Annotated in this window: 14 protein-coding genes; 5 read left to right on the forward strand and 9 right to left on the reverse strand. The window is 62.8% G+C overall.

Going from position 1 to position 12,695, the window contains the following annotated elements; all coding sequences use genetic code 11:
* Window positions 1-32: 32 nt before the first annotated feature.
* The 8 genes from MHH62_RS27500 to cbiE all read right to left on the reverse strand — a co-directional run bounded on the left by MHH62_RS27500 (window position 33) and on the right by cbiE (window position 6,635).
* On the reverse strand, window positions 33-2,093 hold the full coding sequence (locus MHH62_RS27500; RefSeq protein ID WP_020301607.1) for a TonB-dependent copper receptor: 2,061 nt from the start codon (window positions 2,091-2,093) through the stop codon (window positions 33-35).
* A gap of 93 nt (window positions 2,094-2,186) precedes the next feature.
* Window positions 2,187-2,588, reverse strand: a complete 402-nt coding sequence (locus MHH62_RS27505; protein WP_032873444.1) for a DUF2946 domain-containing protein — start codon at window positions 2,586-2,588, stop codon at window positions 2,187-2,189.
* Between the two features lie 10 nt (window positions 2,589-2,598).
* Window positions 2,599-3,081, reverse strand: coding sequence for a copper chaperone PCu(A)C (locus tag MHH62_RS27510; protein WP_339232184.1), 483 nt, complete (start codon window positions 3,079-3,081; stop codon window positions 2,599-2,601).
* A gap of 47 nt (window positions 3,082-3,128) precedes the next feature.
* Window positions 3,129-3,521, reverse strand: a complete 393-nt coding sequence (locus MHH62_RS27515) for a DUF2946 domain-containing protein (RefSeq protein WP_003188156.1) — start codon at window positions 3,519-3,521, stop codon at window positions 3,129-3,131.
* A 468-nt stretch (window positions 3,522-3,989) separates the two neighbouring features.
* Entirely contained in the window at window positions 3,990-4,313 is a 324-nt protein-coding gene (locus MHH62_RS27520) for a transcriptional regulator (protein WP_014716718.1), read from the reverse strand.
* A gap of 5 nt (window positions 4,314-4,318) precedes the next feature.
* Window positions 4,319-4,651 (reverse strand): type II toxin-antitoxin system RelE/ParE family toxin, encoded by a 333-nt coding sequence (locus tag MHH62_RS27525; protein ID WP_019818285.1) that lies wholly within the window; start codon window positions 4,649-4,651, stop codon window positions 4,319-4,321.
* A gap of 56 nt (window positions 4,652-4,707) precedes the next feature.
* On the reverse strand, window positions 4,708-5,433 hold the full coding sequence (locus MHH62_RS27530) for a cobalt-precorrin-6A reductase (protein WP_198833761.1): 726 nt from the start codon (window positions 5,431-5,433) through the stop codon (window positions 4,708-4,710).
* Complete coding sequence (gene cbiE, locus MHH62_RS27535; RefSeq protein ID WP_103451345.1) at window positions 5,430-6,635, reverse strand: precorrin-6y C5,15-methyltransferase (decarboxylating) subunit CbiE; 1,206 nt, start codon at window positions 6,633-6,635, stop codon at window positions 5,430-5,432. The genes MHH62_RS27530 and cbiE overlap by 4 nt, the downstream gene beginning before the upstream one ends.
* Window positions 6,636-6,673: 38 nt before the next feature.
* Between cbiE and cobG the strand changes: the two genes are divergently transcribed.
* The 5 genes from cobG to MHH62_RS27560 all read left to right on the forward strand — a co-directional run bounded on the left by cobG (window position 6,674) and on the right by MHH62_RS27560 (window position 12,023).
* The gene (gene cobG, locus MHH62_RS27540) at window positions 6,674-8,020 is read left to right on the forward strand and encodes a precorrin-3B synthase (protein WP_014716721.1); all 1,347 of its coding nucleotides are present in this window, start codon (window positions 6,674-6,676) and stop codon (window positions 8,018-8,020) included.
* Window positions 8,013-8,639 (forward strand): precorrin-8X methylmutase, encoded by a 627-nt coding sequence (locus tag MHH62_RS27545; RefSeq protein WP_014716722.1) that lies wholly within the window; start codon window positions 8,013-8,015, stop codon window positions 8,637-8,639. The genes cobG and MHH62_RS27545 overlap by 8 nt, the downstream gene beginning before the upstream one ends.
* Window positions 8,639-9,370, forward strand: a complete 732-nt coding sequence (locus MHH62_RS27550; protein WP_019818281.1) for a precorrin-2 C(20)-methyltransferase — start codon at window positions 8,639-8,641, stop codon at window positions 9,368-9,370. Before MHH62_RS27545 ends, MHH62_RS27550 begins: the two co-directional genes overlap by 1 nt.
* On the forward strand, window positions 9,370-11,007 hold the full coding sequence (gene cobJ, locus MHH62_RS27555; protein WP_020301602.1) for a precorrin-3B C(17)-methyltransferase: 1,638 nt from the start codon (window positions 9,370-9,372) through the stop codon (window positions 11,005-11,007). The genes MHH62_RS27550 and cobJ overlap by 1 nt, the downstream gene beginning before the upstream one ends.
* Window positions 11,008-11,243: 236 nt before the next feature.
* A complete protein-coding gene (locus tag MHH62_RS27560; RefSeq protein WP_339232187.1) occupies window positions 11,244-12,023 on the forward strand; it encodes a hypothetical protein in 780 nt (259 codons plus the stop codon).
* Here MHH62_RS27560 and MHH62_RS27565 read toward each other — a convergent pair.
* Window positions 12,020-12,616: a MarC family protein gene (locus MHH62_RS27565; protein WP_003171467.1), complete on the reverse strand. Its 597-nt coding sequence runs from the start codon at window positions 12,614-12,616 to the stop codon at window positions 12,020-12,022. The two genes, MHH62_RS27560 and MHH62_RS27565, sit on opposite strands and share 4 nt — an antisense overlap.
* Between the last annotated feature and the right edge of the window lie 79 nt (window positions 12,617-12,695).

Genomic DNA, 12,695 nt, shown 5'->3' on the forward strand with positions numbered 1-12,695 from the left:
CACCTGTGGGAGCTGGCTTGCCTGCGATGCTTTTAGAAGCTCATGTCCACCTTGGTCCAGAGCGTACGCCCCGGCTCCTTGATGGCCTGCGGGTCGTTGGCTGGGTAACCGAAGCCTGCGTTACCGGCCAGGTTCAGATGCTCGGCGTAGGCCTTGCCAAACAAGTTGTCGACGCCGGTGCTGACCTTGAAGTGCTTGTTGATGCGGTAGGCCGCGTTCAGCGAGAACACGCCGAAGCCGCCACTCTTGTCGTAGTCCTTGCCGACCACGTTGCCTTTGTTCGGGTCGATACGGTGTTGCGCCGCGACCACCCTCCACAACGCACCAGCGCTCCAATCGTCTTCGCTGTAGGTCAGGCCCAGGCGCGTGTCCAGCGGTGGCATTTGTGGCAGGGCCTTGCCGTCGCTGCTGTTCTTGCCCCAGGCATAGGCGAGGCTGGCGTCGGCTTTCCAGTGTTGGCTCAGCTTGTACGCTGCGCCCACTTCGCCGCCCATGATGCGTGCGTCCACATTGCGCGCCTGGGAGGTGGTGCCCATCATGCCGGGCCTGTAGTCGAACAGGATGAAGTCGCGCACCTGGCCGACATAGCCCGACACCCAGGCTTCCAGGTCGGCGCTCTTGTACTGGGCACCGAAGTCGAGCTGGGTGGTTTTCTCGGGCTTCACGCCGTCGAAGGCATTCACCGAACCGGCCGCGCCGGTGTTGGGGGAAAACAGCTCCCAGTAATCCGGGAAACGTTCCGCGTGGCCCAGGCCGGCATACAGCGTGGTGGGGCTGTCCGCCAGGTCGTGCTCATAACGCACAAAGCCCGAGGGCAATGTATCGGCGCGGGTGTCGCCGGCGGTCGGGTTCGGGCGCGACATCATTCCCGAGCCGGTGCGTTGACGGAAGTCCTTGGCCGAGGCGCGGTCCAAGCGCGCGCCGGTGATCAGGCGATCGTTGTCGGCGGCGTACCAGGTCAGTTCGCCGAACACACCGTAGTTGTGGAAATTGGCGTCCTTGTTGCGCGGCAAATCCTTATACGTGTCGATGCCCATGCTGCTGCGCGCACGGTGTTCATTGGTCTGCGCATCCAGGCCGCTGATCAATTGCACATCCGCCCAGTGCCAGGTGGCCTTGATGCGTGCGCCAAGGGTGCGGCGGTCGACGTTGGACGCCATGGGGCCCGCCATCATGCCGGTGCCCGAAGGGACACGCAGGCTGTAGTTGTCCATCACATGATCGGCGTAGTTGTAGTAGACCTGGGCCTCGACCTTATCCAGCACCTCACCGATATTGGACTTTTCGAAACGCAGCCCCAGGCTTTCGCGCAGAAACTGAGAGCCGTCCATGCCGCGCCCGGCGTAGCGCGCCTCGCCGTCGCCACGCCCGGCGGTGAGTTCCAGCAGGGTGTCGGCGTCGGGCGTGAAACCCACGGCCACGTCACCGTTCCACTTGTCATAGCGCGAGGCGACGGTGTCGTTGTTGCCGTCCTTGTAATCGTCGGCATGGGCCTGGTTGCCGATCACCCGCACGTAGCCCAATGGCCCGCCGGCAGCGGCATCGATGACCTTGTCGAAACGCCCGTTGGAGCCGGCCAATACGCTGGCGTTGACCCGTGTGCCCAGCTCGCCGAACTGCTCCGGCTCACGCTCGAACAGGATGGTGCCGGCAGACGCGCCCGGGCCCCAGAGCACGGTTTGCGGGCCTTTGATCACGGTGAGCTTGTCGTAGGTTTCCGGCGAAATATACGAAGTTGGCGCATCCATACGGCCCGGGCAGGCGCCGAGCATCATGCCGCCGTTGGTGAGGATATTCAGGCGCGAGCCGAACATGCCGCGCAGCACCGGATCGCCATTGGTGCCGCCGTTGCGCACCAGGGCGAAGCCGGGGATGGTCTTGAGGTAGTCGCCGCCATCGCTGGCGGGCACCGGTTGGCGAGGGTCTTTGGGGTTGGTGACCACGGTCAGCGGTGAGCTAGGGGCGATCGCGGTGATGACGGTGGGGCTCAGCTCATGCTCGTCGGCGTGAGCGTGGGCAGCCAATAGTGCACCGCATAACGCGGTGAGCAGGGCAGTACTTCCCAAACGGGTGTCAGCAGAAAACCTGGACATGACAAATTCCATCAATCAATCGTAAACAACACGGCCAGCAGCCTGCGGCTGTCTGTCTAAAGTCGGCCGGGGTGAAGTAATGCTGTGAAGGGCTTACGAAACGATGGGCGGCGCACGGCTACGGGCGCCGGGGAAGATGCTCTGCCGGGCATGGCCCAGGCGCGTGGCGGGTGTGAGGGCGTTGGCGGGCGGCGGGGTGCCGAGGGCCACGAACGACACACTGCCGGGCAGGGCCGGGCAGCTGAATAGCAGGTCGCAATAGCCGCACTTGGCCCAGAGTGCGTGGTGTTCGGCTGGAGCTTGGGTGTGATGGGATTCACCGTGGTCGCTCGGCATATCCATGGGCATTTCCATGGACATACCGGCGTGATGATCCATCGGCATCGCCTGGGAAATCAGCGGACCGATAAAGATCATCAGCATGGCGAACAGGCTGATCCAACTGCCGCGCTTCACGCGGTAGTGGGGAGACAACCTGGCGCGAGGAGCGCCCATCGAGGTTGGCTTACTGAGCGTGCATATGCTCGTGGCCAGCCATCGGTGGCGCTTTGTGCACCGACACTTGCACCTCGACCTTGCCGGCTTTCTCGAAGGTGAGGGTCAGCGGGAATTGCTTGCCATCGGCGAGCAGGCTGCGGTCCTTGAGGCCCAGCAGCATGACGTGATAGGCCATTGGCGCGAAGGTCAGTTCACCCTTGGCTGGTACGGCCACGTTGGGCACCTGTTGCATCTTCATCAGGTCGCCTTGTATTACGTGCTCATGCAATTCGGCTTTCTCCGCCAAGGGCGTCTCGGCACTGAGCAGGCGATCTGCCGTCTCCCCAGTATTGTGAATCACAAAGTACGCCGCGACGGTGGGCGCATTCGGCGGCAATTCCTGGGACCAGGGATTGCTGACCTCCAAGTCGCCGGCCTTGTAGTCATCGGCATTGGCAGCACTGAACACCGGCAGCAGCAACGCGGCCAGAAGCAGGGAAGATTTAAGCATGGCAGTTCTCCAGAACGGTTCTAAACGCAGTTCACTTGCGAAGAAGCTCAGACCGTTGGAGAGGCGCGGGGGTTAAGGCTTGGCCATTGCTGGCGCGGGGTGGGATTGCGCAATAAGCGCGGCGGCAGGCTCTGCACCGCCTCGAAGCGCGTCACATACAACTGCGGCACATGCCCTGGCAACGCCACCAACGGCGCCGAACCCGAGCAACACCAGCAATGCTGCATAGCCGAGTGATCATCCGGCGGCGCCGGGATTTCCAGCTTGCCCAGGGCAATCGCCTTGAGGCTCGCGCCATTGGACGAACAGAACCCGCCCCACATCAGACGCTTGATCGGGTCATCCGTCTGCTGCATCGCACTGGCCAACGGCATGGCAAACGCATTGAACAGCACTGCAAGGCAGGCGATCCAGGCAATTGCAAAGCGTTGACGGGCCATGGCGGATAATCCGTAGGGTTAAACGATCAGGCGGGTATTTAGCCTGATCGGGGGGGATAAGTAAAAAGGGCGGGTGTGGTTTGGTGTCGCAGTGGTGGGTTTGAGGATAGACGAGAACGGCCGCTTGCCAATTTTGCAGAAGGGACGCAGCGTACCAGGCGGGCTGATCGTTCCCACGCTCTGCGTGGGAATGCCGCGTTGGACGCTCTGCGTCCGCTTTTAAAGCCGTGACGCGGAGCGTCACAGGATGCATTCCCACGCGGAGCGTGGGAACGATCAAGTCAGGTATAGGGCTTTTTCCAGCCAATGGTTGCGCAGTTGATTGAGCTAGCGCCTTGGCTGGCTGATCTACTACCGTCATTTGATAACGCAATTCCAAAGTGTGTGCGGGCTTGCTCGCAAAGCGGTGTGTCAGTCGCTGGATGTTTTGGCCGACACACTGCCTTCGCGAGCGAGCCCGCTCCCAAATTATGCAGCGGGTACGCCGTGGACCTGCATATCGACACCCAGGGCTTTTCTAATCACGGCAAAAATCGCCGCAAGGTTATCCATGCTGGGGTTGCCGCTGGCCGAAAGCATTCGGTGCAGGCTTTTGCTAGGTTTGGCGGTTTGTTTCGCAAGGCCTTCAAAGCCTACTGTGGCGTTGACTAAATCACGCAGGATCACGCGAGAGATTTCCGGCTCGCCATTGAGAAATAGCGTAGCGGCCTCGTCGAGAAGCGCTTGGGCGAATGCAGGGTCTCGCTGGGCACGTTCAGCGATGGTGTGTTTGTAGCTACGGGTAAGCGCCATGCTGGTCACCTCTTTTGTTTCAATTTCTTGTCACGCTGATACTCGTTAATCAGCGACTTTACGACCTTGATATCGCGCTTTTGACTGGACTTATCACCACCACCGAACAGGATGATTAATCGATGTCCTTCTCGTATCAAATAGATTCGCAAGCCGGGTCCCCAGTCGATACGGTATTCGCCTAGCCCATCGAACCACTTGATGTTGCTGGTGTTGCCTGTTTCAAGCCGAACTAAAGCGGTTGAAACTCGAGTTGCCGCTGGGACACTCAAGGATGAAAACCACTCATCGAACGGACTGGAATCGTTGTCGCGTTGGTATTCTTCGATCTCAATCATTAGCCGTCCTGAAGGTAACAAATAGGTTACTAATCAAGCAAGCGAGCGATCCTGACTCATCGAGTGAAGTTTGCCAACGCGCTGAGTGTTTCTTCAGACGACAGGAATTCCCTATCTACTTGAGCCAACATCGGCCGCTTCAACACCAACACCGGCACCCCACGCTCACGCGCCACTTCCAGCTTCGGCTCGGTGGCGGTGCTGCCGCTGTTCTTGCTGATCAGCACATCAATTCGCCGTTCTTCGAATAACGCCCGCTCGTCCTCGATGAGGAACGGCCCGCGTGCGCCGATCACTTCACAGCGCTTGTTGCCCGGATACACATCCAGCGCGCGCAAGGTCCAGAACTGCTCGGCGGGGATTTCGTCGAGGTGCTGCAAGGGTTCGCGACCCAAGGTGAACAGCGGGCGCTTGAAGGGTTTGAGCGCTTCGACCAGTTCGGCCCAGTCGGCGACCTCTCGCCAGTCATTCCCCGGCTGCGGCTGCCAGGCCGGGCGTCGCAATGCCCAGCAAGGTACGCCGCATGCCCTTGCAGCCTCGGCCGCGTTGCGGCTGATCTGCGCCGCATACGGGTGCGTAGCATCAAGGATCAGGCTGATGCGTTCGGCACGTACAAACTGCGCCAGGCCTTCACTACCGCCGTAGCCGCCGACCCGCACCTGGCAGGTGAGGTCGGTGGGTACGCGGCCCACGCCGGCCAGGCTGTAGACGTGTTCAGGCCCCAAGGTGCGGGCGATGGCCAGCGCTTCCGTGACGCCGCCCAGCAGCAGAATTCTTTTCATAGCGGCTTGATCACTTCCAGCAACGTGATCGGCAGCGCCTGGCGCCAGGTATCGAACTCGCCCAAGGGCTGCGCCTGGGCCACATGGATGCGGGTCAGTTCGCCGCCATGCTCGGCACGCCAGTTCATCAAGGTCATTTCGCTTTGCAGGGTCACGGCATTGGCAACCAGGCGGCCACCGGGGCGCAGGTGTTGCCAGCAGGTATCGAGCACGCCGTCGCGGGTGACGCCGCCGCCGATGAAGATGGCGTCTGGTGTTTCCAGGCCGCTTAACGCCTCCGGCGCCTTGCCGCGAATCAGTTGCAGACCGGGCACCCCGAGGGCGTCGCGGTTGTGTTCGATCAGGCCTTGGCGGCCGGTGTCGGCTTCAATCGCCAAGGCACGACAGCTGGGATGGGTGCGCATCCATTCAATACCGATGGAGCCACTGCCCGCGCCCACGTCCCATAACAGTTCGCCCGGCATGGGCGCGAGGCGGGCGAGGGTCATGGCGCGCACATCGCGCTTGGTCAGTTGGCCATCGTGTTTGAAGGCTGAGTCCGGCAAGCCGGCAAGACGCGACAGACGCGGTGCGTTCGCATCCGCCAGGCAGTCGATGGCGACCAGGTTCAAATCAGCAACCGCGGTGTGCTCCCACGCTTGCGCGTGCCCGTCGATACGCCGTTCAGCCGGGCCGCCCAGGTGTTCAAACACACTGATGCGGCTGGGGCCAAAACCGCGCTCGGTTAACAACGCAGCAATCAAGGCGGGACTGCTGCCGTCATTGCTCAATACCAACAAGCGCACGCCACTGGCCAAATGCGCGTTGATTGCCGCCAATGGCCGCGCCACTACCGACAATGTCACCACCTCCTGCAACGGCCAGCCCAAGCGCGCCGCCGTCAGGGATACCGACGAGGGCGCTGGCAAAATCGTCAACTCCTCAGCCGCCACTTGCCGGGCCAGGCTGGCGCCGACGCCATAGAACATCGGGTCGCCACTGGCCAATACGCACACAGGCTCTCCACGCCGCGACAACACCGGCTCCAGGGAAAACGGGCTCGGCCACAGCTGGCGCTCGCCACCAATACACTGCGGCAGCAGGTCCAACTGGCGCTGAGCACCTATAATCCGCGTGGCGCGCAGCAAGGCATGCCGGGCATTCCTGCCCAGGCCTTTGAAGCCGTCTTCACCGATGCCTACAACCGTCAGCCAGGGCGACATATCAATTCCTTGAACGACATCCGACGGGCAGGCTTTTCATGCCGCCGGACAAAGCAGGCATAATACCGCGCCTTTACCCGTCAACCGGTAGCCCCGTGAACCCAACGCCCGCTGTGAATACCTTGCGCCCCTCGGCTTGTCCGGGGTTGCTGCGTATTGTGCAGGCGTTGGACGGCGGCATTTGCCGAGTCAAATTGGCGGGCGGCGCGATCACTGCCGCCCAGGCCCACGCCGTGGCGGACGCGGCCCAGGCGTATGCGGGCGGGGTGATCGAGGCGACCAACCGCGCCAACCTGCAGATCCGCGGCATCGGCGCCGAGCAGGAGGCGTTGATCGCCCGGCTGCTGGCGGCGGGCCTGGGCCCCAGCAACGCGGGCGGTGACGACGTGCGCAACCTGATGCTCAGCCCCAGCGCCGGCATCGACCCGCAGATGCTGTTCGACACCCGCCCGCTGGCCGCACAGATCCTCGCCACTCTGGAGAACCATCCGCGTTTCCATGAATTGTCGGCCAAGTTCGCGGTGCAACTCGATGGTGGCGAGGACCTGGCGATGCTCGAACATCACCACGACCTGTGGTTATCGGCCTTCGTACGCCACGGCGAAACCCTGCTCGCGTTCGGCCTGGCCGGCTGTCCGGGCCTGGATGCGCCCCTGGCCGCCGTGCCATTGGGCCAAGGCCGTGACTTGGTAGTGGCTGTGCTGGAAGCCTTTCTGGACCTCGCCACCCCAGAGCAAACGCGTATGCGTCATTTGCCTGTGGATAACGTATTGAGCCATTTGCGCTTGCCGTTGCTGCCAGCCGACGGCTTCACACGCCCGCGCAGCGACGCGTCGCTCCAGGTGGGCACTTATCCACAAGTGCAAAAGAATCAGTTCTACGTCGCCGCCCTCGCGCCCTTGGGCCGCCTGGACCCGACGATGCTCAAGGGCGCCGCACAACTGGCCAGCGACTATGGGGACGGCACCTTGCGCTTCACCCCCTGGCAAGGTGTGCTGGTGCCCAACGTCGAAAAGCCTCACGCCGTGACCGAGCGCCTGGCGCAACTGGGCTTTATCTGCTCGCTCGGCCACCCGCTGGCGCGCATGATTGCCTGCACCGGTTCCAGCGGCTGCGCAAAAGGCCTAGCCGACACCAAGGCCGACGCCGTGCAACTGGCCGCTCTGCAATCGGGCGTTGAGGTGCATCTGTCCGGCTGCCCGCGCTCCTGTGCTGCCGCGCACACCGCGCCAGTCACCTTGCTGGCGGTGAGCCCCGGCCACTACGACCTCTATTTTCGCGATGCAGCCCAGCCTGGTTTTGGCCGGCTGCACGCGCGCACTCTTTCCATTGAAGCGGCGGGCGCCCTGTTGCGCGCTCGTCCACGGAGCAACACCGATGATTGATTACATCCGCGACGGTCAGGAGATCTATCGCAACTCCTTCGCCATTATTCGCGCGGAAGCCAAGTTGGACCGCATCCCGGCTGATTTGGAAAAACTCGCGGTGCGGGTGATTCATGCGTGCGGCATGGTCGAAGCCATCGACGGCCTGCAATTCTCCGAAGGCGCCGGCAAGGCCGGGCGTGACGCGTTGGCCGCTGGCGCGCCGATTCTGTGCGATGCGCGGATGGTCTCCGAAGGCGTGACTCGCACACGCCTGCCGGCCAATAACCAGGTGATCTGCACCCTGCGTGACGACAGCGTGCCGGAGCTGGCGCGGGAGCTGGGCAACACCCGTTCCGCCGCCGCCCTTGAGCTGTGGCGCCCGCACCTGGAGGGCAGCGTGGTGGTGATCGGCAACGCGCCGACCGCGTTGTTCTACCTGCTGGAAATGCTCGACGCCGGCGCGCCGAAACCGGCGTTGATCCTCGGTTTCCCGGTGGGTTTTGTCGGCGCCGCCGAATCCAAGGCCATGCTCGCCGCTGACAGCCGTGGGGTGCCGTTCGTGATCATGCAAGGTCGCCTGGGCGGCAGCGCCATGGCTGCCGCCGCCGTCAATGCCCTGGCCACGGAGGTCGAATAATGCAGGTGCGCGGACGTTTGCTTGGCCTGGGCGTAGGCCCCGGCGACCCGGAACTGATCACCGTCAAGGCTCTGCGCTTGCTACGCGAATCGCCGGTGGTGGCGTACTTCGTGGCCAAGGGCAAGAAGGGCAACGCCTTCGGCATCATCGAGGACCACCTGGTGCCGCAACAGACCCTGATGCCGCTGGTGTACCCGGTGACCACCGAAGTGCTGCCCGCGCCGCTGTCCTACGAGCAAGTGATCAGCGACTTCTACGACAACGCCAGCCTCGACGTGGCCGCGCACCTGGACGCGGGCCGCGACGTGGCGGTGATCTGCGAAGGTGACCCGTTTTTCTACGGCTCCTACATGTACCTGCATGACCGCCTGGCCGAGCGCTACGACGCCGAGGTGATTCCAGGCGTGTGCTCGATGCTCGGTGGTGCCTCGGTACTCGGCGCGCCGTTGGTGTATCGCAACCAGAGCTTGTCGGTGCTCTCGGGCGTGTTGCCCCACGAGGATCTCAAGCGCCGCTTGGCGGACGCCGATGCCGCAGTGATCATGAAGCTGGGGCGCAACTTTCCGAAAGTGCGCCAGGTGTTGGAAGAACTGGGTCTGGCCGAGCGGGCGTTGTACGTGGAACGCGCGACCATGGCCAACCAGAAGATCGTGCCGCTGGATCAGGTGGAGCCGATGTCGTCGCCGTATTTCTCACTGATCATCGTGCCCGGTGAACGGTGGCAAGGTTGATGACCCCGGCGATTGTGATTCTGGGCCAGGGCAGCCTGGCGACTGCGCGCAAGCTTCAGCAGGTTTACCCCGGCGCGTTGATCCACGGTTTGGCCACACGGGTTGAAGGTGCAGACCGCACCTACAGCGAATTCGGCGCGACCTTGCGTCAGCTTTATCAGCAGGGCACGCCACTGATTGCCCTGTGCGCCGCGGGCATTGTGATCCGCACCCTGGCGCCGTTGCTGCTGGAAAAGGGCGAAGAGCCCGCCGTGCTGGCCGTGGCCGAAGACGGCAGCGCGGTGGTGCCGTTGCTCGGTGGCCTGGGTGGCGTGAACCTGATGGCGCGCGACATTGGCGCAGCACTCGGCGTGTCTGCCGCCATCACCACCAGCGGCGAGTTGCGTTTTGGCACCTGCCTGCTCAACCCGCCAGCGGGCTATCAACTGGCCGACATCGAGTTGGGCAAACGCTTTGTCTCCGACCTTCTGGCCGGCGAAAGCGTGCGCATCGAAGGCGCGGCGCCATGGCTGGAGGAGGCTAACCTGCCTCAGGATCAACAAGCGCGCCTGGCGATTCATGTAGGCAGTGCCGAGCGCACACCGGCAGCCAACGAGTTGCTGATTTACCCGCAGAATGTCTACGTCACCTGCCGGCCGGGTGCGCAGTTGGCCGAGCGTGTGCGCACGGCGTTGCAGGAGGCGGGCGTGGCCGTGCAATCCCTGGCCTGCCTGCTGGCCAGCGACCTGCAGATGGCTGACGCGTCCTTGCATGAGGCCGCGTCGGCCTTGGGTGTACCGTTGCGCTTTGCCGCGCTGACACCCGTTGCGGACATCAGTATTACCGTGGCCGAGCAGCCCTTGGACCTGTCACAGGTTGGGCGCCCGCGCGGGCGGCTGGCGGTGATTGGCCTGGGCCCCGGCGCCGCAGAACTGATGGTGCCGGCGGTGAAGGCGGAACTGGCGCGTTGCACCGATGTGCTGGGCTATGAAACCTACGTGCGCATGGCCGGGCCGTTCCGTGACGATCAAGTGCAACACTGCACCGACAACCGCGAAGAAATGCAGCGCGCCCGCCACGCCTTCGAGCTAGCTGCGCAAGGCCGCTCGGTGGTGGTGGTGTCCTCTGGTGACCCGGGTGTATTCGCCATGGCCGCGGCGGTGATCGAGGCGCTGCACGAGTCCAGCGAGCCGGCCTGGCATCAGGTCGACCTGGAAATCCTGCCAGGGGTCTCCGCCTCGCTGGCCACCGCCGCCCAGGCAGGCGCGCCGCTGGGGCATGACTTCTGTGTGATGTCGCTGTCGGATAACCTCAAGCCTTGGTCTATCATCGAAAAACGCCTGGACCTGGCTTCCCAGGCCGACCTGGCCTTGGCGTTCTACAACCCGATCTCGCGGTCGCGGCCTTGGCAACTGGGGCGCGCCCTGGAAATCGTCGCGCTGCATCGCACGCCACAGACGCCAGTGGTGCTGGGCCGTGACATCGGCCGCCCAGGCCAGACACTGCGCGTCACCACCTTGGGGCAACTGACGCCCGAGCAGGTGGACATGCGCACCATGGTACTGATCGGTTCATCCACCACTTGTGTGTTCCCGCGTGCGGGTGGCGGCGAGTGGGTGTACACGCCACGTTGGTATGGCAACAAACCCAACTCCTGAAACAGCCCCGTTGGCTGCCGGAAAGCTCCGAATATCCCAGGGATTCCCCTGGCGTTGTTCGGAGCTTTTTCTTTTTTATGCGATGAAAACCGCACGCCTGCCCGCCGCGCCTTGTCATTGCTGGACGCTGGTTTTGGGCGGGGCAGGCCAAGGGATGTTTGTCGCATGGAAACCCCGCCGCTCCCTGGACTAGTGTGGAAGCAAGCCCCATGTGGGGTGCTTGTGGAGAACAGAAAATGGAGCGACGTCACAAAAGGATCAACAGCAAAAAAAGGCGCAAGTTGATTGCCGCCTACAAGTTACCGGGCGCACCTGCCAGGCAGGCCACGGCAGTGTTGGATAGCGAGGATGATTGCAATGCGGCCGTGGTCAACAACGGCGTGATTTCGTTTGCCGAAGGCTTGTCGGCGTTGAATCGGGAATACGTGCGCAAAAGCTATCTGCTGGCCAGCAGTTATGTGAGCGATGTGCTGAACGTCCAGCGAGGCAGCGAGGCGTGGTACGAGGAATTTATCAAGGTGATGGTCAGCCTGGGGTGGCTGCCGCTGCGCAGTCGCTTTGAGCGAGTCTCGCGTGCGGGCAAGGGCCTGACGGTGCAACTGGCGGCGCTGAATATCATCGCCTCGATGCTGACGTCGACGGCGCTGTCCGGGCCACTGCTCAGCGCATTGCCAAAGCTGGCTGCCGATGCGCTGGACGCACTGAAGCGCCAGCCAGCATCTTTCGAGCTGTTCAAGCGCAATTGCGCAGTGCGTGAGGGCGGCGATTTCGGCCTGGCCTCCTGCGTTGAAACAGACGGCGAGTTGATCATGGTGCTGGTGACCTACAGCACCCATGGTGTGGATAAACAGGTGGGCCTGCCCTTCCTGGAGTGGGACAGCTCCTCGTTCGAGGCCTTCAGCGGGCAGACTTGCCTGGTGCTCAATACCTCGATGGTCAACGAGAAAACCATCAAATTGATGCGCGAAAGCGCCGGTGACAAAGTGGAAATGGCTATCGCCAAATACCGGATCTAGGGCACCAGGTAGCCGCGTACCCCGGTAAAAATGATTTGCGCGGCCAGGGCGCAGACGAACAGGCCCATCAACCGGCTGACAATCTGCAAGCCCTGGTCGCCGAGAATGCGTTCGATACGGTTGGACAGGTACAGCACCACGCCCACCGTCAGGCTGGCCAGGGCAATACTGAGGATGGCGGTGAGCTTATCGTCCCAGTGCGGTTGGCTGACGCCCATCACCAGTAAGGCGCCAATGGTGCCGGGGCCGACGGTGAGCGGGATGGTCAGCGGCACGATGGTCACGTCCTGCTGCACGTTGTCGGTCTGCACCGCCGACTTGCCCTGAGCCATGCCTAATGCGGAGATAAACAACACGCTGCCGGCGCCGATACGGAACGCATCCACGGTAATGCCGAACACGCTGAAAATTACCCGACCGAACAGGTAGAGCAACACGCTCGATACCAGGGTGGCCAGTGCAACTTTCCACGCCAGGCGCCGACGCTCCTTGCTGGAGTAGCCACGGGTCAGGCTGATAAAGCAGGACAGCACAAAGAACGGGCTGTAGAGCACCAGCATCTTCAGGTAAACGCTGAACAACACATGGAGCATGGGGGCGGCTCGCGGGCGGGGAAAGTGTGGAGGAGTCTATCCGACACAGATCAAATGTGGGAGCTGGCTGATCGTTCCC

Source organism: Pseudomonas sp. FSL L8-0168 (genome assembly GCF_037976155.1).
GTDB classification, from domain to species: domain Bacteria; phylum Pseudomonadota; class Gammaproteobacteria; order Pseudomonadales; family Pseudomonadaceae; genus Aquipseudomonas; species Aquipseudomonas paracarnis.

What these genes read in the sequence shown, in the direction of transcription:
- MHH62_RS27500 (WP_020301607.1), bottom strand. Translation starts at nt 2,093, where the DNA reads ATGTCCAGGTTTTCTGCTGACACCCGTTTGGGAAGTACTGCCCTGCTC.
- MHH62_RS27505 (WP_032873444.1), bottom strand. Translation starts at nt 2,588, where the DNA reads ATGGGCGCTCCTCGCGCCAGGTTGTCTCCCCACTACCGCGTGAAGCGC.
- MHH62_RS27510 (WP_339232184.1), bottom strand. Translation starts at nt 3,081, where the DNA reads ATGCTTAAATCTTCCCTGCTTCTGGCCGCGTTGCTGCTGCCGGTGTTC.
- MHH62_RS27515 (WP_003188156.1), bottom strand. Translation starts at nt 3,521, where the DNA reads ATGGCCCGTCAACGCTTTGCAATTGCCTGGATCGCCTGCCTTGCAGTG.
- MHH62_RS27520 (WP_014716718.1), bottom strand. Translation starts at nt 4,313, where the DNA reads ATGGCGCTTACCCGTAGCTACAAACACACCATCGCTGAACGTGCCCAG.
- MHH62_RS27525 (WP_019818285.1), bottom strand. Translation starts at nt 4,651, where the DNA reads ATGATTGAGATCGAAGAATACCAACGCGACAACGATTCCAGTCCGTTC.
- MHH62_RS27530 (WP_198833761.1), bottom strand. Translation starts at nt 5,433, where the DNA reads ATGAAAAGAATTCTGCTGCTGGGCGGCGTCACGGAAGCGCTGGCCATC.
- cbiE (WP_103451345.1), bottom strand. Translation starts at nt 6,635, where the DNA reads ATGTCGCCCTGGCTGACGGTTGTAGGCATCGGTGAAGACGGCTTCAAA.
- cobG (WP_014716721.1), top strand. Translation starts at nt 6,674, where the DNA reads ATGCCGCCGGACAAAGCAGGCATAATACCGCGCCTTTACCCGTCAACC.
- MHH62_RS27545 (WP_014716722.1), top strand. Translation starts at nt 8,013, where the DNA reads ATGATTGATTACATCCGCGACGGTCAGGAGATCTATCGCAACTCCTTC.
- MHH62_RS27550 (WP_019818281.1), top strand. Translation starts at nt 8,639, where the DNA reads ATGCAGGTGCGCGGACGTTTGCTTGGCCTGGGCGTAGGCCCCGGCGAC.
- cobJ (WP_020301602.1), top strand. Translation starts at nt 9,370, where the DNA reads ATGACCCCGGCGATTGTGATTCTGGGCCAGGGCAGCCTGGCGACTGCG.
- MHH62_RS27560 (WP_339232187.1), top strand. Translation starts at nt 11,244, where the DNA reads ATGGAGCGACGTCACAAAAGGATCAACAGCAAAAAAAGGCGCAAGTTG.
- MHH62_RS27565 (WP_003171467.1), bottom strand. Translation starts at nt 12,616, where the DNA reads ATGCTCCATGTGTTGTTCAGCGTTTACCTGAAGATGCTGGTGCTCTAC.